Source organism: Sphingobacterium sp. BIGb0165, assembly GCF_024810095.1.
Lineage (GTDB): Bacteria > Bacteroidota > Bacteroidia > Sphingobacteriales > Sphingobacteriaceae > Sphingobacterium > Sphingobacterium detergens.
Window position 1 is genome coordinate 30,281 of record NZ_JANUEB010000005.1, and the last position, 21,353, is coordinate 51,633.

General features: G+C 42.5%; 10 protein-coding genes. 4 read left to right on the forward strand and 6 right to left on the reverse strand.

What is annotated here, in order from left to right; translation table 11 throughout:
* Window positions 1-5: 5 nt before the first annotated feature.
* The 4 genes from M2408_RS12275 to M2408_RS12290 form a co-directional block, all read right to left on the reverse strand.
* Window positions 6-3,593 carry a SusC/RagA family TonB-linked outer membrane protein gene (locus tag M2408_RS12275; RefSeq protein ID WP_259182175.1) on the reverse strand — a complete coding sequence of 1,196 codons (3,588 nt, stop codon included), beginning with the start codon at window positions 3,591-3,593 and terminating at the stop codon, window positions 6-8.
* A gap of 65 nt (window positions 3,594-3,658) precedes the next feature.
* Window positions 3,659-4,786: a TlpA disulfide reductase family protein gene (locus M2408_RS12280; RefSeq protein ID WP_259182176.1), complete on the reverse strand. Its 1,128-nt coding sequence runs from the start codon at window positions 4,784-4,786 to the stop codon at window positions 3,659-3,661.
* A 5-nt stretch (window positions 4,787-4,791) separates the two neighbouring features.
* Window positions 4,792-6,855 (reverse strand): S41 family peptidase, encoded by a 2,064-nt coding sequence (locus M2408_RS12285; RefSeq protein ID WP_259182180.1) that lies wholly within the window; start codon window positions 6,853-6,855, stop codon window positions 4,792-4,794.
* A gap of 453 nt (window positions 6,856-7,308) precedes the next feature.
* The gene (locus tag M2408_RS12290) at window positions 7,309-7,776 is read right to left on the reverse strand and encodes an antitoxin YezG family protein (protein WP_259182182.1); all 468 of its coding nucleotides are present in this window, start codon (window positions 7,774-7,776) and stop codon (window positions 7,309-7,311) included.
* Window positions 7,777-8,181: 405 nt separating this feature from the next.
* On the opposite strand from M2408_RS12290, the gene M2408_RS12295 reads away from it, so the two are divergent.
* Window positions 8,182-12,216, forward strand: a complete 4,035-nt coding sequence (locus tag M2408_RS12295) for a two-component regulator propeller domain-containing protein (RefSeq protein ID WP_259182184.1) — start codon at window positions 8,182-8,184, stop codon at window positions 12,214-12,216.
* A 51-nt stretch (window positions 12,217-12,267) separates the two neighbouring features.
* Here M2408_RS12295 and M2408_RS12300 read toward each other — a convergent pair whose 3' ends face one another.
* Both M2408_RS12300 and M2408_RS12305 read right to left on the reverse strand, forming a co-directional pair.
* Window positions 12,268-13,152, reverse strand: coding sequence for a polysaccharide lyase (locus tag M2408_RS12300; RefSeq protein WP_259182185.1), 885 nt, complete (start codon window positions 13,150-13,152; stop codon window positions 12,268-12,270).
* A 19-nt stretch (window positions 13,153-13,171) separates the two neighbouring features.
* Window positions 13,172-14,380, reverse strand: coding sequence for a glycoside hydrolase family 88 protein (locus M2408_RS12305; protein ID WP_259182186.1), 1,209 nt, complete (start codon window positions 14,378-14,380; stop codon window positions 13,172-13,174).
* Window positions 14,381-14,726: 346 nt separating this feature from the next.
* On the opposite strand from M2408_RS12305, the gene M2408_RS12310 reads away from it, so the two are divergent.
* The 3 genes from M2408_RS12310 to M2408_RS12320 all read left to right on the forward strand — a co-directional run bounded on the left by M2408_RS12310 (window position 14,727) and on the right by M2408_RS12320 (window position 21,346).
* Window positions 14,727-17,885: a TonB-dependent receptor gene (locus M2408_RS12310; protein WP_259182188.1), complete on the forward strand. Its 3,159-nt coding sequence runs from the start codon at window positions 14,727-14,729 to the stop codon at window positions 17,883-17,885.
* A 26-nt stretch (window positions 17,886-17,911) separates the two neighbouring features.
* Window positions 17,912-19,792: a RagB/SusD family nutrient uptake outer membrane protein gene (locus M2408_RS12315; protein ID WP_259182189.1), complete on the forward strand. Its 1,881-nt coding sequence runs from the start codon at window positions 17,912-17,914 to the stop codon at window positions 19,790-19,792.
* Window positions 19,793-19,987: 195 nt separating this feature from the next.
* Complete coding sequence (locus M2408_RS12320; protein WP_259182191.1) at window positions 19,988-21,346, forward strand: sulfatase; 1,359 nt, start codon at window positions 19,988-19,990, stop codon at window positions 21,344-21,346.
* Window positions 21,347-21,353: the final 7 nt, after the last annotated feature.

A 21,353-nucleotide genomic window follows, 5' to 3' on the forward strand; every position in this document is an offset into this window, starting at 1 on the left:
AATTTTTAAAATGAAACGTTAATACTTAAATCATAAGTAGGCAATTGGGGCAACGCGCTGCTACCCACACCCAGTATTTCGGGATCCTGTCCCTTCCATTCCTTGCTTGCTATTGTAAAGACATTGCTCATACTAAAAGTCACCGAAGCTTGTGATAAATGCATCGGCTGTAATACCGAATGTGGTAAAACATAATTAAGCTGAAGCCCCCGACATTTAAGATAATCAGCCTTTGACAATTGCAGCGTTGAATAGTCATACATCATATAGCGACTCAGGCTACGGCCCCCGACCTCTATCAGCTGATCGTCCAGCCGATCGGCGAAACGCGGGATATTGGTATGCAGTTCATCGCCAGGTTTCCGCCAGCGATCCAATAGCCATCGTTGCACATTTTGATCAGGTTTAGGTGCATATTGAAAATCCTGACCATTAAACAATGCATTTCGTAATTTATGTGCGCCCAGACCAAAAGTAAAATTCATGGATAGCGACAAATTGCGATACCTGAGGTTTGTACTTAGCCCACCGGTAAACGGATAATTCTTGGTTCCGGCCTTGATCAGATAGTCATACATGCCGAGTTTTTTCGGATCCTCAACATCATCAATCACATTATACCGTGGTGTTCCATTCTCGGGATCTAGTCCTTTAAAATCGAAGACATAAAAAGTCCCAAGCGGCTGGCCGGGCAGCCTGGCTTGTCCATTTAAATGATCTGGAAGGGAATAAGTGGTGATATCACTTCCTTTTGTCAGGTTATTTTTATTTTTGGAAGTATTTCCAGAAACCGTCCAGGTCCAATCTTGTTTGCGGATCAGCCTCAAGGAGACACTCAGATCCATTCCTTTATTTGTAAGCGTCCCGCCATTGATATACATGGACGATACACCATATTCATAGGGGACATTTAAGTCGATTATCGCATCGTGGGTCTTTCTGGAATAGAATTGTGCATTAACATTAATTAATGAACGGAAAAGACCAAAATTAATGGCGAGATTATTATCTACGGAGCGTTCCCAGCGCAAATCTGGATAGGCCAGCGATCGCATGGTCAATTGATATTCATTTGCAATGGGATTCAATGGTCCCGTGTTTTGGGAGATCTCCATAATCAGATCCGGACCAACACTTGGTACCGCATTACCCCGCCAGCCGTAGGATCCACTTAAACTTAAGTTCTCGATAATCTTACTGTTTTGTAACCAAGGTTCATCTGAGACATTCCACCGGCCCGATACACTCCAGGCTGGCAAAAATCTACTATTGGTGTATTGACCAAAGCGGTTGGATGCATCTGTGCGCAAGCTACCACTAACAATATACTTCTCCTTAAAGGCATAGCTGGCCGCAACGAAACCGGAAAGAAAATTATCTATTTTGTTTTCTTTGCGCTGAAGCATCCAGGGATAATAAATAGCAAGCTGTGCAAAACCTTCACCACGATCTTTGAGGTAACCATATTGGTATTGGTTATACCCCTCTCGCTTTGTGCTATTCAGCTCTTGGCCCAAAGTAATATCCAGTTGATCACGGTCATTAAAGAGCCTGCGCTTATACGCCAATGTATTGCGCCATGAATAACCGTACAAATTTGAATTTCGATGGTCCAAAATACCGCCAAAAGGCAAGGCTGAAAATGTTTCCTCCGTTCCGCCCGGTACAACAGATCCATAATCGTACCCTCTAACCTTGGCCACATCAAAGGTGCGCTCGGTGGAATACTGCTCGGAATTTTGCATACTAAAATTCCCGCTCAATATCGAACTCAGCTGTAAGTCATTGGAGATTTTATACCCCAAATTTAACGCACTATTTAAGAATACGGTTTTTGTCATATTGCCCGACTGATCGATCTCATTTAAAGCGTTAAAATGTAATGGAGCTGTAGAAAATGGGGGTTGATTACCAAAAACAGGAATCTTGCTTTCATAAAACAGATCTGACGGGATTGTTCTGCTCGTCGTTAATGCATAGGTCATCGGGTTTATAATCTGTGAATTGTAACCGACCGCTTTCGCGTAGTCACCCATTAATTCAAAACCGATAGTTAATTTTTTATTGAGCTTTGAATTGACAGATAATGATCCCCCAAACGATTTGCGGGTATCGTTTTTGGCAGCCCCTTTGTTATCCTTATAATTGAGCGAGGAGTAAAAAGTTGTGTTGTCCGACCCTCCGGAAAGATTAACGGCATGAGACTGATTGAAACTATTACGAAACAGAAGATCGAACCAATCGGTATTTACCGTTTCCATCTGCTGCACGCGATCATGGAACACATCCTCGGTGATACGGCCATTGATCAGGTTTAAATATTCGCTTTCGTACCCCAGGTCTACCGGCATGTCCTGAAATAGCGTTCCTGCATTGATGAGTTCCCGTGAAAGCTGTACACGCTCTTTGGAATTCATCAGATTAAGGTGTTTGTAGGAAGGTTTTTGTACAAAACCCATTGATGTTGAATAGTTTAAAATACTGGGGCCGGCCTTTCCTTTTTTTGTTGTGATCAGGATAACGCCATTAGCGGCTTTTACACCATACAAAGCCGTTGCCGCCGCATCTTTTAAAAAGCTGATGCTCTCTACGTCGTTAATATTGATCCCGCCGATCGAATTTCCCATGAGGTCAGCACTCGCAAGTGTGGTCCCCGAACGAAGAAATTGATTGAGGAAATCGGGGTTTAGCCCCATCGGATTGTCGGGATTCATATCCGTTGGGTTTTCCCGGACGATTCCATTGACAACCCAAATGGGATTGGCATTTCCGATCAGGGTGGATGTTCCCCGCATACGCATGCGGGGAATGGAATTCGGGCTTCCAGACAAAGTCTCAATAGCCAGTCCCGGTACTTTACCCTGTAGCATCGACGCAATGTTGGGTACATTTGGCTCAGCCACATCCTTTCCTTTTAGCATAACAATAGAACCGGTGGACAGTTTTTTTTCGATCGTTTGATAGCCGGTCAGTACCACTTCCTCTAAAGTCGACTCCTGCTCCTCCAGCGTAACTTTCATTTCCTTAAAATTACGCACGGTCGCCTGGTAGGGCTTAAAACCCACATGGCTAAATTGGAGATGGTCGCCTTCCTTGGCATTGATTATAAAATTGCCGTTGGCATCAGACAGGGTATGTGTACCCGTTTCTTTATTCACGATCGTCACCAATGGCTTGGGCTGTCCATTGGCCAACTGTACCTTGCCCTGAGCCGCAGCAAACTGAACAAGTGTTGTACTGATGGAAAGTGTGACTCCGCCGGTTGACTGCCTGACCGGCCGAATAATGATCACATTATTTTCGATCGTATAGCCGAGTCCGGTCCCTTTCAGAATCCTGTTCAGCAGATCGGTCAGTTTTTCATTTTTGGCGACAACAGTCTGTGCGGCAACCTGGTCGACCAGTTGCCCATTATAAACAATCTGTGTAGCAGATTTTTCCTGAATGGACTTAAGGATTTTATCAAGTTTTGCCTGCTTGATCGACAGCGTCACTGTCTTGTTATTTAACGACTGCGCAAAGGCAACAGTCCCCCCCAAGGAAACCCATACCGCCGTCGTTAAAACAAAACGGAGAAAGCGATTTTTTTTCATCTGTATAAATTGGTTTTTAGTTGTGATGAAACCATCATGATTTAGGTTAGTTCATTATGTTAGGGTTAATTCTTAAGCATACTACCCAACTGTTTGCTGACTTCTTCTCCATAAAGGCCAAAGGCAATCACCTTTCCGGCAGGGTCTATTAAAAAATTTGTTGGGATAAACTGTACACTATATAGCGTGGATGTTTGCTGCTTGCTGTCGTCCAAAAGCTGCGTCCACGGCATTTTTTCATCGTCTAATGCTTTCCGCCATTTGTCTGTCTCGGTATCCATTGACACACTCAGGATCGTAAAATTTTGGGCATTGTATTTTTCATAAGCCGCCTTTAAAAATGGCATTTCCCGGCGGCAGGGAGCACACCAGCTTGCCCAAAAATCCAGTAGGACATACTTACCTTTAAAATCCGACAGTTTAACCGGTTTGCCTTGGGCATCGGTCAAGGTGAAATCAGGTGCCTGTTGATTGACCAGCGAGCTGGTCATCTTGGGTGCCTGGGCGCGCAACATGGCGGCTGCCAATTTTGATTTTTGGGCTTTTGGTCCAAGGCCTTTTAGCAACGCCTGTACTTCCTCCAAGGGTATTTTATTAAATAGAAATGCATTGATCACATAGGCACTGATCGGTTCATCGGGATTTTTGGCAATCCATTCTTTGGACGCAACCTTACTCTTTTCAATATAAGCAAGATATTGCTTTTGGAGATCTTCCAGTGCCTGCGCATCACCCACGGCCTGTGCTTGTCCCAGCTTTTGGGTAAGTTCACTGATGTGGTTTATCCCTGCACCACATTGCTGCTGCAAAAAACCATCCAGTTCCTTCCACTTGGCAACAAAGGGGCTACCTGTAAATGCTGCACCTTTAAATGAATCACCTTTTCCGGACACCTTCAGCTCACCGGCACCCATATCCATATAGAAATATTGGTCTTCTTTAGGCTGCAGGCCAACCTGAACCACGTAAAGCGAACTGGAATCGGCCTTGGCCATAAATTCAAACTTGTGGTTTTCGACACGTGTAGAATCCATCTGCTGTTTCACATAGTCGATCAGATATACCTTTTCGCCATCTTTCAATCCGGGCAACTCGGCATTTATTTTTAGCTGCTGTTGGGCCAACAGCTGTGTAGAGGATGAGGACAACAGTAGGATTGTCCACAAGAGGTTTCTTTTCGTTTTTCTGGTCATTTTTTTTAGGGTTTGGATAGATTGAGTTTATAGAGTAAATCGCAGGTCTGTGCCACATAGATATCTTTTTGCGTATCGTTCAACCAGTCGCGGTACCACTTTTCGGCAGTCACGGTCTGATTATCTTCGGGCAATAGTTCAACCTGATCTTTTTTAGCGATCGTTAGCCAGCTATTGAGCTGATCAGTCCTTAATTTCCTGCGCGTTTGTTGTGCGAGAAAAGACTTCGCGTCCAAGGGAACCGGAGCTTTGTCCTCCCTTGCGATCAATTTGGCAACACTATCAATTTTTTGGAAAATGGATGTATAGCGAAGCTGCTGTTTGAGATCTGCAACCCGTTCGGCCGACAATGTATTGGAAAATTGATACTGCGCTGTCGGAATAGGCACATTAGGCAAAGCCGAAATATAGTCTCTTTCCAGCTCACTGCTATAGGCCGTGGGGCTCGGCAATAAGATATCTGGCACAACACCGCTGCGCTGCGTGGATTGACCTGTCGCCCGATAGAACATAAAAGAAGTGAGGGTCAGCGAACCTAAACTTACTGTCGGAATATTTTTGCTGGAATCTCCCATCTTGCCTATTGGCCATTGATCCTGTGCAGTTCCCTTACCATAGGAAGTTGGCCCACCGATAACGACCCCACGTTTGTAATCTTGAATTACGGCTGCAAAAATTTCGGAAGCAGAAGCACTTCGTTCATTGATCAGGACGGCCAGTGGACCCCCAAATATCGGTTCCATATTGCTCTGCATAATCTGGATCCCGGTCTTTCCTTTAAGCTGCGCTTTAGGTCCGTCACCTAATAATGCCGCGGCAAGCACGACGACCTGATTGAGCGAACCGCCGGGATTATTGCGCAGATCAATGATCAGCTGGGTCATCCCGCGGGTCTTGAGCTGCATAATATGCTGTATCACATCATTCGCGGCATGTGCACCGTTCGGATCAGCAGCATCATCATAAAAATCAGGTAGATAGACGATGCCAACTTTTTTACTTCCTTTAACAAAAAGCGCACTTCGGGCCAATTTTGCTTCATCTTTGAGCTCCGTACGCTTGAGGCTGACAATTTTATCCTCGCCTTTTTGATTCCGTATCTGTAGCCGTACATGGGTACCTTTGTCTCCCCGAATCAAGCCTACAACGTCGTCAGCAGGCATCGCAAAAATATCCTGTAATTCCCCTTGGCCATTCTCAATACGAAGGATATGATCGCCTACTTGTAATAAACCTGTATTGCTTGCTTCGCCCCCCGGTGCGAGCGTCTCCACAAAATATTCGCCATCGGTCTCTTTCATCGAAATACCAATTCCAAAAAAGCGCTTGGAGATATTCTCTTGTTTTAATTGTGTTTGCGCCGGGATATTGTAGATCGTATGTGGATCGACCTGAAATAGAATGGCATTGATAAAATAGCTGAAGTTGACATCTGAGGCTTTTGGTTTGGTCATTCGGGCAAAAAATGCAGCCATCCATTTCCTGACAGCCATGCGGCTTTCTGCTTCTAGTGCTGCATCTTTCTTCCCTTTATTTTTTTCCTTTAATGACTGGTATTTTTTTAGGACGCTTAATTTAAGCGATTTGCGCCACCGTTCTTCCTGTTCCTGTAATGAAGACGGAAAACTGGTTTCTTCCTTCAAAACTTCTTGCTTCGAAAATGTAAAAGGTTTGGTAAGAATATCATCGCAAATGGTCTGCAATGCAACCATTCGTTTGTTGTAAAGCAGTTCCGCAGCCTCAAAAAAATCGACAGAATTATCCTTGATTGCCTCGTCCAGTGTTGTCTTATATTTCTGGAGTGATTCGATGTCCTCAGCAAGAAAAATTTTGTGGCTTCCGTCAATATAATCAAAATATTTCTGCCAGACTTTTGATGAAAACTCATCGTTCAATACTGGCGGCTGTATATGCTTTTGGTTGATGTAGTACATTGTGGTTTTGAGAATGAGCTTTTTCTGTTCATCGTCAAATAGACCGCCGCCAGCCAGAGCGTTAGTACTACAAACCCACAGGGACAATGCGACGAGAACCTTCGCTCTCAGATTACATTTAGGAATTCGAATCATGGTTAGTCATTGCTTAGTATACCTTGAACTAGACAAGGCCCTTTATATATAAGGCAATCGGAAGTTTAAATAGGGTGAATGCGATATGAATTTTTTTTTATCTTTTCTTTAAGCGATTGTTAGCTTTGAATATTTTGGTATAAGTGCTGATCGAACTTGAGAGGTTCCTGTTAGTGGTCCGCCTTCCTATTTGCGGCCAGGTAATGATCATGTTGAGGGCTAGTTTTGATTTAAATGCTCGCCAACGCGGGCTATGCGAACAATACTTATTATTCCTTGTTTATTGTTGCTTGCTGACACCCTCAGTGTCTGCTGTAGTGGGGGAAATAAAGCAAAAGAACACTAATAATAAAAAAATTAAAACCTTCCTGCCTTGAAAATGGTTGTTCAATTACCTTAGGCATTGGATTTATTGTATTTTTTATAGGCTAGGTGTTAATTCCCTAGCCTATTTTATTCTTTTGATAAACGGTAGATTTCATCGTAAAATTGTTGGTCCCATATGAATTCCATATTGAAATTCCCTTCTGAGGTTAAATGGACAGTGGCCTTATTCCATTTATTGATTCCATCTTCAGTGCTGATCCGGTGAAGCTCAAGGATATCAAATGTTAACTGGAAATCGAACTCATCAACATCAATCTGTTTTTTCTCCTTATTGGCATTCATATACTCGCCGATAAAGCTGACCATAGTCCCGAGGGTTTCAATGTTTAGCTCCGCATAAGCCCATTCTTCTCCGATAACAGCTTTTATATTATCAGCAATAGTTTGGTATATTTCGTCGGTTGTTTTCATTCCAATGATTAGTTCGTAAAACTGTTTTTGACCTAGTATAAATGTAGCAATTTTTTCCAGGTCACAGCTGTTCACTAAGCTAATTGTCGCAAGTGCTTTGCGTAGATTGATGAAAGATTGCATCCCTCATGTGATTCCGACTTCGGGCAAATCTTGACTTTAGGAGTTAGCGGGAACGACAAAGTATTTATTCTTAAAAAAAAATAAAACTATTTTGATCCTGATCGTGTTCATTGATTGGATATGTATAAAGAATAATAAGGTATACGTAGGATTAAAGGAAAGTTTTTTTAAGGTCGGACCAGCAATTGATCCGGCCTTTTTTGTTGCACAGTTTCGGAAATATTTTAATCTTTTGTTTGGTTGCTCCCTGAAAAATTTTGCCGATATTCGTAGGCGAATAAACCAGAGACTTTTATAGCTCCTAACTAGCGGTGAATCTGCTATCGGATTATAGGAGTTTTGATTTAAATAATGATACTTCCCAATCTACGATCTATGCTCATCAAAAAGTGTTTAAGACATCTAATGTGCTTATTAGCTCTATTTTTGATTATTCATGGAACCTGTGCGCAATCATCTTCGAAGTCATTTATTAATATTTCTGTTGATAAGGGGTTGTCCCAAAGTACGGTATTCTCCATTACGCAAGATGTGCTTGGATTTATTTGGGTAGGAACACAAGATGGACTTAATCGGTATGACGGTAAGACCTTCCGGGTATACAAACCGCTAAAAGACGATAAATCGAGTATCAGTTCGTATTATATATTCTCATTATTTGTAGATAAAGGCGGAAAGCTCTGGGTAGGTGGTAATGGAGGCCTGAGTTTGTATAACGCCAATACGGACAGTTTTAAGAACTATACACTCCATCCCAAACCGGGCGAATGGTATGTGACCAATATCATTCAGGATCAACAAGGGGGGATTTGGGCCTCGACCAACACGGGCGAAATTTATAAATACGATCTAAAAAATGATACTTTCAAAGAATTAAAACCCAATGTATCTGTTTATGGGGCGAAAGGAATATACAGTATTGCTGCTATAGGTGATGAACTTCTGCTCGGTACTGAAAATGGACTGTTTTTTTATGAGGTTCAAACGGGGAAGACAAGACCATTAGCGAATCCTTTCGGTAATATATGGGTCAATTATTTTTATAGCGATGGACCTTTCTTGTGGATCGGAACCGAGGGTAAGGGTCTCTTACGGCTGGATACCAGAAACTATCAATTCATAAACTATCTCCGAATTCCGATGAACGGCCGGAGTATTGCGGATAATAACATACGTGGTATAACGAAAGATGCAAACGGGAAGTTATGGATCGGAACATTTGGAGGCTTGTCCATTTTCGATGGAGTAGGAAATTTTGAAAATTATTACCATCATACCAATGCACCGATGACATTAAGTCAAAACTCGGTGCGTTGTATCTTTCGCGATAGGCAAGGAGGGATGTGGCTGGGGACCTATTATGGTGGTCTGAATTACTTTCATAACGATCACATTAATTTTAATCTGCTGTCTCAAAATACAGGTGCTGCCATGTTGAATGACAAGGTCGTCAATGTAATCGAAGAGGATAACAAGGGGAATTTCTGGATCGGAACGAATGATAAAGGTGTCGATTATTGGCAGCCGAGGGAGAATGTGATCAGGCATTTTGCCTATCAGGAGACGGGTGGTTCAATTAGTTCCAATAATATCAAAGCAATAGCATTTGGTAGCGAAGGCAAAATTCTATTGGGAACACATAATAGCGGTCTGAATATATTGGATCCGAAAACGGGCTATTGTCGGGTGTTCAGACACCTTCAGCATAATCCACGGAGTATCGCGGGGGATATGGTGTATGCACTATTGAAAGATCATAGCGGTAAAATCTGGGTCGGAACAAAGACCGGACTTGATCAATTTGATGATGTCAGTGGTGAATTCAATGCATTTAAAGCTGATAAAACTGGAGCCCAATTGAGTTCAATGGAGATTAATTTTCTGATGGAGGACAGTAAAAAACGAATTTGGATCGGTACCAATAATGGGTTGAATATATATAACCTGATTAATACTAGACTCGAGCAGGTGGAAAATAGTACCTTGAGCAATGACGTCATCAACTTTATCGCCGAAGATAAAAAAGGACGGATTTGGATCGGTACCCGGGATGGCCTAAATCTTTTTGATGAATCAAAACGCAGTTTTATCAACTATAAAGACAGACCTGATTTTACGAAAGGCACCATCAACAGCATACTTCCTGATGAAGAGGGCAACCTCTGGCTGGGACTTAGCAGTGGCCTGGTCAAATATAATACCGATTCGAAACAGCGTGTTTACTTTGATGGCTTACATACCTTACAAAATACGCAGCTTAATTTAAATGCCGCCTGTAGGGCCAAAGATGGCATGATGCTGTTTGGCGGAATTAATGGTATTAGCTATTTCTACCCTAAATCCATCAATCATGCACCTTTAAAGTTAAGAATAGTGTTTACAGGCCTGGAATTGTTTAATAAAACTATTTCGGCCGGGGATGGCAGCAATATTTTGGATCAGCAGGTTGATGCTGTCAACAGTTTGCAATTCAATCATGAACAGAAACAGTTTACAATTTTCTTCAATACGTTCAATTTTATTGCGCCCAATAGTACCAAATATAGCTATAAGCTGGATGGTTATGATCAGGAATGGCAACAAGCTGAAAATATACCTAAGGCCAGCTACGCCAATCTACCAGCTGGTAAATATGTTTTTCGTGTCAAAGCAACCGGTTCACAGGGAGAACAGAGTCCCGAACGTTCCCTGGAAATTATTATAAAACCAATCTGGTATAAAACAACCTGGTTTTACCTACTGCTTGCTGTGTCGATCGCAGCAGCAGGATATATCGTTTACCGCATCCTGATCGATCGGATACAGGCCAAGCATGAGCTTAAATTGGAACGTATACAACGAGAAAAAAACAATTATCTGAATAAGGTGAAAATGGATTTCTTTACGAATGTTTCCCACGAATTCAGAACTCCGCTTTCACTGATTATGGCGCCTTTGGAAGAAATACTGGCCCGACCGGGTTTAGACCGGAAGCTGCGGCAAAGTCACGAATTGATCATGCGCAATACGAAGCGACTTTTTGATATGGTGAATCAGTTGCTCGATTTTCGGAAAACAGAGTTGGGGACACGAAAATTACAGGTTGCCAAACTAGATTTGGTCGACTTAACAGCACATGTGAGCCATTCCTTTACACCGCTGTCAGAGAAACAGCAGATCGACTTTGCATTTATCCCGACGATTGATTCCCTGGTATGTTATATCGATCGTGTTGCTGTGGAAAGCATGCTCTATAATCTATTGTCCAATGCTTTTAAATACTCGGCTCCCGGTGATTCCATCCGTGTTGAACTGGAAGCTAATGCCAGAGAAGCCATCATCCGGGTGAAAGATACAGGGAGCGGAATGGCCCAAGAACATCTGCACAGAATATTTGAAAGCTTCTATCAGATAGATCAAAAAGAAATGAATCTGGGATCGGGCGTGGGGTTAGCTTTCACCAAAAGCCTGGTCGACTTACACCACGGTGTGATCAATGTCAGCAGCGAATTGGGACAGGGCAGTATATTTACCATAATCTTGCCCTTAGCCGATGATGTGTATGCACAGGATATACATAGCGTTGATCCGCGGGAAACAAATTGGGATCAAGAGGACAATAACTTGACGGCAGAGGAGACCCGCCAGGATCAAGAAATAGCTGCGATAACTACAGCGGAAAGGGAAAAAGAAGTTTTGATGATTGTCGATGACAATCGTGAAATTGTGACTTACCTAGCTGCGTATTTTGGAAATAATTATACAGTCATAACGGCATTTGATGGTAAAGAAGCGTTGGGATTATTGTCCGATAATCATCCCGATGCCATCATTAGTGATGTCATGATGCCTGAAATGGATGGCCTACATTTTTGCAAAAAAATTAAACAGAATATCCAGACAAGTCACATACCCATCATTCTGCTCACCGCAAAATCGGAGATTTCGCAACAGCTTAGAGGTTTTGAGATGGGAACCGACGATTATATTTTGAAACCTTTCTCCATCGCACTGCTGGACGCAAAAGTGAAAACATTGCTGCGTACACGGGACCGTCTAAGGAACTATTACAAAAATGCAAAGGAAATTGAACCGGAGAAACTAACGTTTAATCATCTGGATCAGGGATTTTTGGAAAAAACAATCGCAATCATCGAATCCAATCTGGATGAATATAATTTCTCCGTCGAAATACTTAGTCAAGAGCTAGGGATGAGTCGCACAAATCTATACTTGAAGATTAAAGCCATTACCGGAGATACAGTGACAGCAATGATTAAGCGAATACGCTTGAAGAAAGCGGTGGAATTGCTGCAGGAAAGAAAGCATAGCCTATCGGAAATTGCATACAAATGTGGATTTAATACACCATCTTATTTTTCTACAGCATTTAAACAGTTCTATGGTTGTATGCCTTCGGAGTATCTGGAAAAGCAAGGGGAAGATACACCTCCTTCCTAAAAGCAAAAGCCGTTTTGAATCATCCAAAACGGCTTTTTTAAAAGGATAGCCCTAATCTAGGCTATATATCTTTATATCATCGTGATAAATAATGCGGGTGGGAACTTCTGGAGGCGTACTGTTGGGCTGTGAAGCCGGTAGGTAAAGCCCCCATTTGAGGTAGCCCGATGGATTAGGGCCAGTTACAGCTTGATTAAATGTAGCGATATTGGCAATCTCCCATTTTAGGGTATATTCAGACTCGCCCTGCAATCGACAATAGACTTTATAATAACCGGTTGTGTCGGTAGTCATTTTTGCATCAATACGGATATCAATCCATTGGTTGATATATGGGCGAAAATCGTTTATAATCTTTGGTTCAATATTGGCATATGGGAGGCGGAAGGTGATTGTATTTCGTTTCACATTGAGATACCAGGCGGGATTTCCACCACCGTTTTGTTTGCCCTGAAAGATAATGGAACCATTTGCTGTCCAAGCGGTGGTATAAGGCACCCAATCCTTTAACAGAAAACTTGCTTCAAAACGACGTTTATCGCCATTGTAGTATTTTCCTTCGTCAAAGAGCTGCGCGGTAGCCGCTTCACTTCGCCAATGATTGTCTGAAAAGTAGCTGCTATCACCCACAACGATTTTATGTGCAATGGCATAGTTTCCTGTCCGGGCCGAGCTCACGACATATTCCGCACTATCAGCGGTAGCATGTGTGGTAGTCAGGTTGGGGATCCCTGAGTTTATAGTCCCTGATTCATAATTGACATCCACGAGGAGTGTAGCAGAATCCGCAACTGTAGTCAGGTGATTATGTGCGCTAAGTTTTGATGCCGTAGTCGGTTGATCTAGTGTGGCTACAGATTTAGAACAAGAGCCTGCAACGAGCAATAAGAGCGATATTTTGCTCAATCTGTTTAAATTTAGGAATTGGTTTTTCATGTGTTATAAAATTTAAGGTTTATTTCATGGTTAGTTTTTTTAGTTCAGCATACCGTTTCATGGCTTCTAAATAATAGTAATCGGCATAATCCAAGGGCGTATCAATTTCTGAATTGTATAGGAATGCCCCTACACTATGCTTAAGGAGGAAGAAGTGATTATCACCGGGTTTTGCGAGGTATTTGTCGGATGACAGTGTTTTTAGAAGATCTTCGGCATAGTCAACGTATTTTGCTCCATTTTTGACTTCGGTACTCAGTTCGAGCAGTCCACAGGCAACGACAGCTGCTGCTGAGGCATCACGCGGAGCTCTACCGTCCTCGTCCAGGTCATAGGCGTTGTGAACATCGAGATCCCAGGCAGGGATTTTATCGACTTTTAAGGTCGGATGATTCATAATAAAAGCAGCGATAGCTTCGGCCTGTTTTAAAAATTCGGGGTTCTTGCTAAAACGGTAACACATCGCATAGCCATACAAGCCCCAAGCTTGCCCACGGGCCCAGGATGACTCATCTGTCAATCCCTGATGAGTCTTTTTACTGATCACATTGCCCGTAGTGGCGTCGTAGTCCACAACATGGTAGCTACTGTGATTCGACCTATAATGATTTTTTAGGGTGGTGAGGGCATGCGTATCGGCGATGCTAATGTATGTAGGCTTGTGAAATTGTGCAGCCCCCCAATACAGATATTCGAGATTCATCATATTGTCTATGATAACGGGATAATGAAGCCATGCAAAGTCCCAAGAACGGATCGCTCCCACTTTGGGATTGAAGCGCGCGGCCAAATTTTTGGCACCATCTTCCAATACAGGTAGGTAGGATTTATCTTTTGTAATGCGATAGGCATTTCCATAAGAGCAATATAGCATAAAGCCAAGATCATGGGTATTGGTGATGTAGCGGATAGAATCAAGTGCTAATGTAAATCGTTTGGCTTGGTCTGCTAATTTTGGATCTTGTGTCAATTCATAACCGTACCACAATGATCCCGGGAAGAAACCAGTTGTCCAATCTTTGTAATCCGCCAAACGGACAGATCCATCCGGATTGACCGAACGTGGATTTTCTCCGGGGGTATATCTTTGGGTTGCCTTGTTCAGCTGTTGGCCAATAACATGCATAGAATGTTGAAACCAACTTGGCGTATTCGTCTGTTGCGCATAAATGGTGGTGCTGCTACTAAGCGCTAGCGTAAAAATAAAGGTGCGGAATCCTTTCATCATGATTTTTTTATAAATGTATGTCAATCGTAAAAGTACCTAGGGACAGGGATTTCGACTTTCTCATTTGTTGCGGATACTTTTAAAAATGATAAACGACTTGGTTATTTTGTGGGCTGGTCGTTCAATGCCAGTTTTTATATACGATAATAAGTCGCTTAGCTTTTGGTTTATCAAAATTGCAAGCTTTTTTATCATAATTGAAATCGGATCAGAGGCGGTATTATTAAGTTTGTCCTAGCGGAATTGCCAAAGATTTATCTACCTGCTAAATTATGATGATTAAGCTGGCAAACGACAAACTACTTATAAACACATTATTAAATTAATTAAAAACCTAATTTATAAAATGAAGCAATTTTGGTTGATTGGGGTATTCTTGTTTAGCTGTCTGGGCATCTATGCACAGCAAACAATAACCATTAAAGGAAGGGTTCAGGATGAAAATGGTAAACCTTTGGTCGGTGTTACCATTCTTGAAAAAAACTCGCGACGAAACACTGCATCGAAAGGGGATGGAAATTTTTTGATCGCTGCTCCAGCCGATGGGGTATTGGTCTTTACCTATGTTGGGTATAGAACATTAGAAAAACAAATCAATAACCAGACCAGCCTAAACATTTCCCTACAAGCCGAGGATAAAAGTCTGGATGAGGTCGTGGTGATCGGCTACGGTACTCAAAAACGAAAAGATTTGACGGGGGCTGTTTCTTCTGTGAAAGGGGAGGAGCTGGCAAAAGTACCTGTTCAAAACGTAGCCCAAGCATTGCAAGGACGCCTTTCGGGGGTTCAGGTAAGTACGAATGATGGTACTCCAGGGCAGAGTCCTTCGATAAAAATTCGTGGTGGTACCTCAATAACCCAAAGTAATGAGCCTTTATATGTGGTGGATGGAGTGCCACAAACGGATGGCTTAGCATTCTTGGATCCGATGGATATTGAGTCTATTGATGTTTTAAAAGATGCTTCTGCAACGGCAATATATGGTGCACGTGGAGCCAATGGTGTTGTTTTGGTCACGACAAAAGTTACCAAAGCCGGTAAAATGAGAATCAATTACGATGGCTATGTGGGGGTGAAGAAATTTAATGCCAATATTCCACTATTAAATTCATACGAATACCTGAAGTTGCAATGGGAACGTGCCGGAACCGACCAGGTCAAAAAAGATATATTCATCAATAGGTATGGAACGTATGATTCTCTACAATATTATTATGGAAATAAACCGGGGGTAAATTGGCAAGACGAAATCTTTGGCGGTTCTCCAGTCAGCCAGTATCATAAACTGAGCATAAACGGAGGGGGGAAAGATACCAAGTTTAATGTGTTCTATTCCCGCAACGATGACAAGGGAATTATGATCAATAGCGGTGCCTTGAAGAATATTGCTAAACTAACCCTGAATCATAAATTAGGTGATAAAGTAACACTAAATGCTATCGTAAACTATTCCAATCAGAAGGTCACGGGATTGGGGACAAATGAGGGTGGAAATACAAGATTGAGTTTTCTACAGACCGTGCTTAGATATCGACCTGTCAATGGACGCAACGATGCTGATACCGACCTGATAGATGCCGAACGCGATCCCTATGATCCAGCACCGGAGGCACCGACTTTTCAAAGTCCAATTATTGCATTGGAATCACAACGACGGGAGCAGTTGATCAAAACATTGAATGCGAGTGCCACCTTACAGTACAATCTGACCAACAAGCTGGTTTATCGCGGTTTGGTCAACTATACGGAGAGTGGCAACAAGAGCAAACAATTTACAGATTCGCGATCTGTTACCGCGATTAGGGCTGGCGGTCCTTTTGGGAGCATTAACGATATACAGACCAATCGCTTCAACTATAGCAATACATTAAGTTACAGCGACACCTATCTTGATCACCATAAACTGGATTTCACCTTAGGGCAAGAATATATTCGCAATTACATCGAAAGCTTTGGTAGTGGTGCGATCAATTTTCCGGAAGTCAATCATGGATGGAACGATCTGTCGATGGGAACGGTCGCTAATTTTCCAACTTCCCATGCCGAGGAAGATATGTTATTGTCTTTTTTTGGTAGGTTAAATTACGGATTTAAAGATAGATACTTGCTGACGGTAACCTTGCGTGCGGATGGCTCCTCCAAATTTGCGCCCGAAAGCAGATGGGGTTATTTCCCATCCGTAGCAGGTGCTTGGCGTATCGCGAACGAGGATTTTATGAAATCTATCCCCGCTGTATCGGATCTTAAGTTGCGTGTCAGCTATGGGAAATCGGGTAACAACCGCATTGCAAACTACGCTTTCTTAGGGATTTTTAATTCGGGTTTCTATCCGCTAAACCGCCAGATGACCCCGACAGCGTATCAAAGCAATTTGCCCAATCCAAAGCTTAAATGGGAAGCTAATCAGGCAACAAATATCGGATTGGATTTAGGTTTGTTCAGTCAAAGGCTGACTTTAACGACCGAATGGTACAACAACCGCTCAAAGGATCTATTGTTCAATACACGTATACCAGCGAGCTCAGGCTACATAACGCAGTTCCAAAATATTGGAACGACTTCAAGTCACGGCCTGGAATTTACCTTGAATACTGTTAATGTAAAAAACAACAATTTCAACTGGAGTACCAATGTCAACATCGCTTTTCCGAAAACAAAAGTTCTTGGATTGAGCAACGAGGAAAAATCAATGGTGACCAACAGTTATACGACTTCCAATGATTATATTCTTGAGGTAGGTAAACCGGTAGGGATCATGTATGGTTATCTTGCTGATGGCTTATATACGGTTGATGATTTCGATTTCAATGCATCAAATAATACCTATGCGCTTAAGACGGGGGTGGGGAAAGATAATGTGACGGTACAGCCCGGTTTTCAAAAATTTAAAGATATCAGTGGTCCAGATGGTAACCCTGATGGTATTATCAACGATTATGACCGAACCTACATAGGCAATGCCAATCCACGCTATACGGGTGGAATAGGAAATACATTCAGTTATAAAGGGATAGATCTCAGTGTGTTTTTGAACTTTGTTGTAGGGAACGATGTCTACAACGCGAATACCCTTGCCAATATGGTCAATAATGACTACTACAATACCTTGAGTTTTATGGCCGATCGATTTACGACAATGGATGCTGCGGGTAACAATATCATGAACGACCCCCAGCAGCTTGCGGCATTGAACCAAGGAAAAACAGTTGCTTCTTACAACGGATATTCTACAGGTAGGTTGTTCGATCGTGTTATCGAGGACGGGTCTTTTTTACGGATCAATAATATCAGTCTCGGCTATACATTGCCTAAGAAACTTCTCAGTAAAGCAAAGATTGCCAACGCACGGATCTATGTTACAGCGTACAATCTCCATGTATTTACAAAGTACTCAGGCTATGATCCGGAGGTGAGTGTTATCAACAATGCGATCACCCCAGCTGTGGATTTCAGTGCTTATCCGAAGGCTAAGTCTTTTGTTGTGGGAATCAATCTGTCTTTATAAACTGTGTATTTAAAATCATATTTGATATGAACCTTAAAATAAAATCTTCGAGAAATTTGCTGATAGCGGGTTTTTCACTGTTCACTTTGCTACCTCTGCATTCGTGCAAAAAAATATTGGATGCCGAAGCGTATTCCAGCTTTACAAGTGATAATTTCTTTTCTGACGTTAATGAGGCAAATATGGCAACATTGGGAGTCTATGAGATTATGTCATCGCTCGACGTCTATGGTTGGAACCTACCCATGGTATTTGATACGGATACCGATATTGGACAAATTTCGGGCGATACTGGCGATGCTTGGCGGGTGATACCCCATTATAAAGGTATGCCTGAGACAAATGTTTATTATACGGTATGGAGTGCCTTCTATACGGGAATCAATCGGGCCAATACGGTGATCGAAAAGATCCAGCAGATGGCTCAATTTCAAAATGGTTCGGAAGATCAAAAAGCACAGCTCAATCGCTTTTTAGGGGAAGCAAAATTTCTGAGGGGATTTTATTATTCGGAATTGCTGCGTCTTTGGGGTGATGTGCCCTTTAAGATCTCATCTTCCAAAGCAGGTGATAATCTAACGGTGGGTCTGACGGATCGATATGAGATTTATGGGCAGGTCATAAAAGATATGCAGGAAGCAGCTGAACTTCTTCCAGCTGCTATGCCGACTAATGAACGCATCAATAAATGGGCCTGCAAAGCGATGCTCGCACGGGTTGCTTTATTTGCTGGCGGTTATTCGCTCAATGTCGAAGGGACAATGAAAAGATCCGACAAGTACAAGGAGTATTATAGCTTGGCGCAACAACAGATCAATGATGTCATTGCGGCAAATGTATATAAGCTTAATCCAGATTATATACAGGTATTCAAAAACCAAAGCCAGCATAAATTGGAGTTCACAGAGAATATTTTTGAGGTAGCTTTCTCCAATCCAGCTGGAACGCGCGGTAATGGTTCATGGATTGGCTTTTGGAATGCACCAACGACTACAAAGGGTGTTTTCCAGCCCACTAATCCAAGATACATTGTCATGCGGCCATTTTATGATCTATTTCAGGACAATGATCAGCGAAAGGACTTTGTCATAGCAAAATACAATATCAATGCAGCTGGAGCACGGACTTATTTGACCGGAAATAACGAAGCCAATTGGGCAGTCGGAAAATGGAGCCGTGAATACCAGTCGAATGACGCGCTGGAAGCCAGTTTCACCTATATCAATCATGTCGTCATGCGATACTCCGATTTACTGTTGATGCGCGCGGAAGTAGAAAGTGAATTAAATGGTGGGCCTAATGCAATTGCGCTTGATGCGATCAATCAGGTCAGAAGAAGGGCTTATGGCCTGGATAATACAAGTAATGGTGTTAGTCTGACAATAACCAATGCGGGTATGGGATACTCCTCAAACCCGATAATTACATTATCTGGTGGTGGCGGTAATTTTGCAGCGGCAAGAATCACAGCCCGCAATACAGGAACGAATAGCTTAAAGACACTGGTGATGGATAACGTTGGCCAGGGCTACACATCGGTTCCATCGGTATCCCTAACGGGGGGCGGGGGGACCGGTGCTGTCATTACTGCTTCCCTATTACCAAAAGCAACATCGGAGGAAGTTTTCATTAAACCGGGATTGAATCAAGCGGCCTTTTTAAATCTTATCATGGAAGAACGGGCAAAAGAACTCTGTTTTGAAGGGATGCGACGTGCAGATTTGATTCGCTGGAATAAATTGTCCGCTGCCATTGCCGAAACCAATACCAAAGTGAAAGCGATTCGGGCGAATTATCCTTATCCTGCCTTTGATAATTTTGTGTCGGGAAAACATGAATTATACCCATTCCCGCAAAATGAAACGGATGTGAATAAAGCGATAACGCGACAAAATCCCGGTTTTTAGACGACTGTAAAGCATATACTGATGCCCAGTACCAGCTTAAGCCGGTACCTGGTATCAGTATATGCATTGGCTATTTCACAACATTTATGATTTAACAAATTGATAAGAGGAAAATAGATGAAAAATAGTAGCATAAAATTAGATGTTCAACATTTTTTTTGGAAAGATATTAGGTCTGTAAAAGGCTTGATAATCATGATAACAGGTCTGTTGATTCTGCTTTTTGCAGGGACGATCGAAGCCCAAACTCAGCAAAGACCAAATATTCTGATTATCATGACCGATCAGCAAACAGCGGATGCTATGAGTGCTGCCGGAAATCGGGATTTGCATACGCCGGCGATGGATAAGCTGGCTGCAAATGGTGTGCGTTTCAGCCGGGCGTATTGTGTCCAGCCTTTGTGTGCTCCATCGCGCACGGCGATTTTTAGTGGTCGTCGGCCTCACGAAACTGGTTTTATCGGTAACGTCCCGGAGAAAGATGGTCTTTGGCCCGATAGTCTACTCATGATGGGGAAGATATTTCAGGCCGGTGGTTATAAAACAGGCTATGTAGGAAAATGGCATCTGTCAATCCCAGTCTCAAAAATAAGTCAACATGGCTTTGAATATATTCAAAATACAGATTTTCTAGATTACAATGATGCGGCGACTCCTTCCTATTGTGCCCGCTTTATCCGTGATCATAAAAAGGATCCTTTCCTATTGGTAGCGTCTTTTTTGAATCCACATGATATCTGTGAATGGGCCAGGGATGAAGACCTGAAAATGGATGTTCTGAAAGATGCTCCGGCGCCAGAATTATGTCCTGTTTTGCCTGCAAACTGGAAGAAACCTGCCCATGAACCGGAGATGATACGGGAGCAGCAAAAATCCAATTTCCGCACCTATCCGAGTATCCAGTGGACGGAAGGTCAATGGCGTCAATACCGTTGGGCTTATAATCGATTGGTGGAAAAAGTTGACAATTATGTTGAGATGGTACTGGCTTCCCTGAAAAAGTACAACATTGAAAAAAATACCATTATTATCTTTACCTCTGACCACGGGGATGGCTATGCAGGACATAGCTGGAACCAAAAACAGGTCCTCTATGAAGAATCTATTAAAGTACCTTTTATTATTTCAAAAATAGGACAATGGAAACCCCGTGTGGATGATATCCTGATCTGTAATGGTACGGATATTATTCCGACAATATGTGGATTTACAGGTGTGAAGGCTCCTTCGTACTTAAAAGGACTGGATATCAGTAAAAGGCTGGTATCACCTACTGCAATTCTACGCGACACCCTGGTCGTGGAAACTGATTTTGCCGACAATGAAGAGCTCCTTGGAATCAGCGGAAGAGCGGTCATTACCGAAGGGTTAAAATATATTGTCTACAGTAAGGGTAAGATACGGGAGCAATTATTTGATCTTGTCAACGATCCGGGAGAAACCAACAATTTGGCCGTACTGCCGGCTAATGAATCAAAATTAAAAGCCATGCGTCAATACCTCAAAGCTTGGTGTAAGAAAAATGGCGATGCATTTGGACAACACGTATTATAAGATGGGA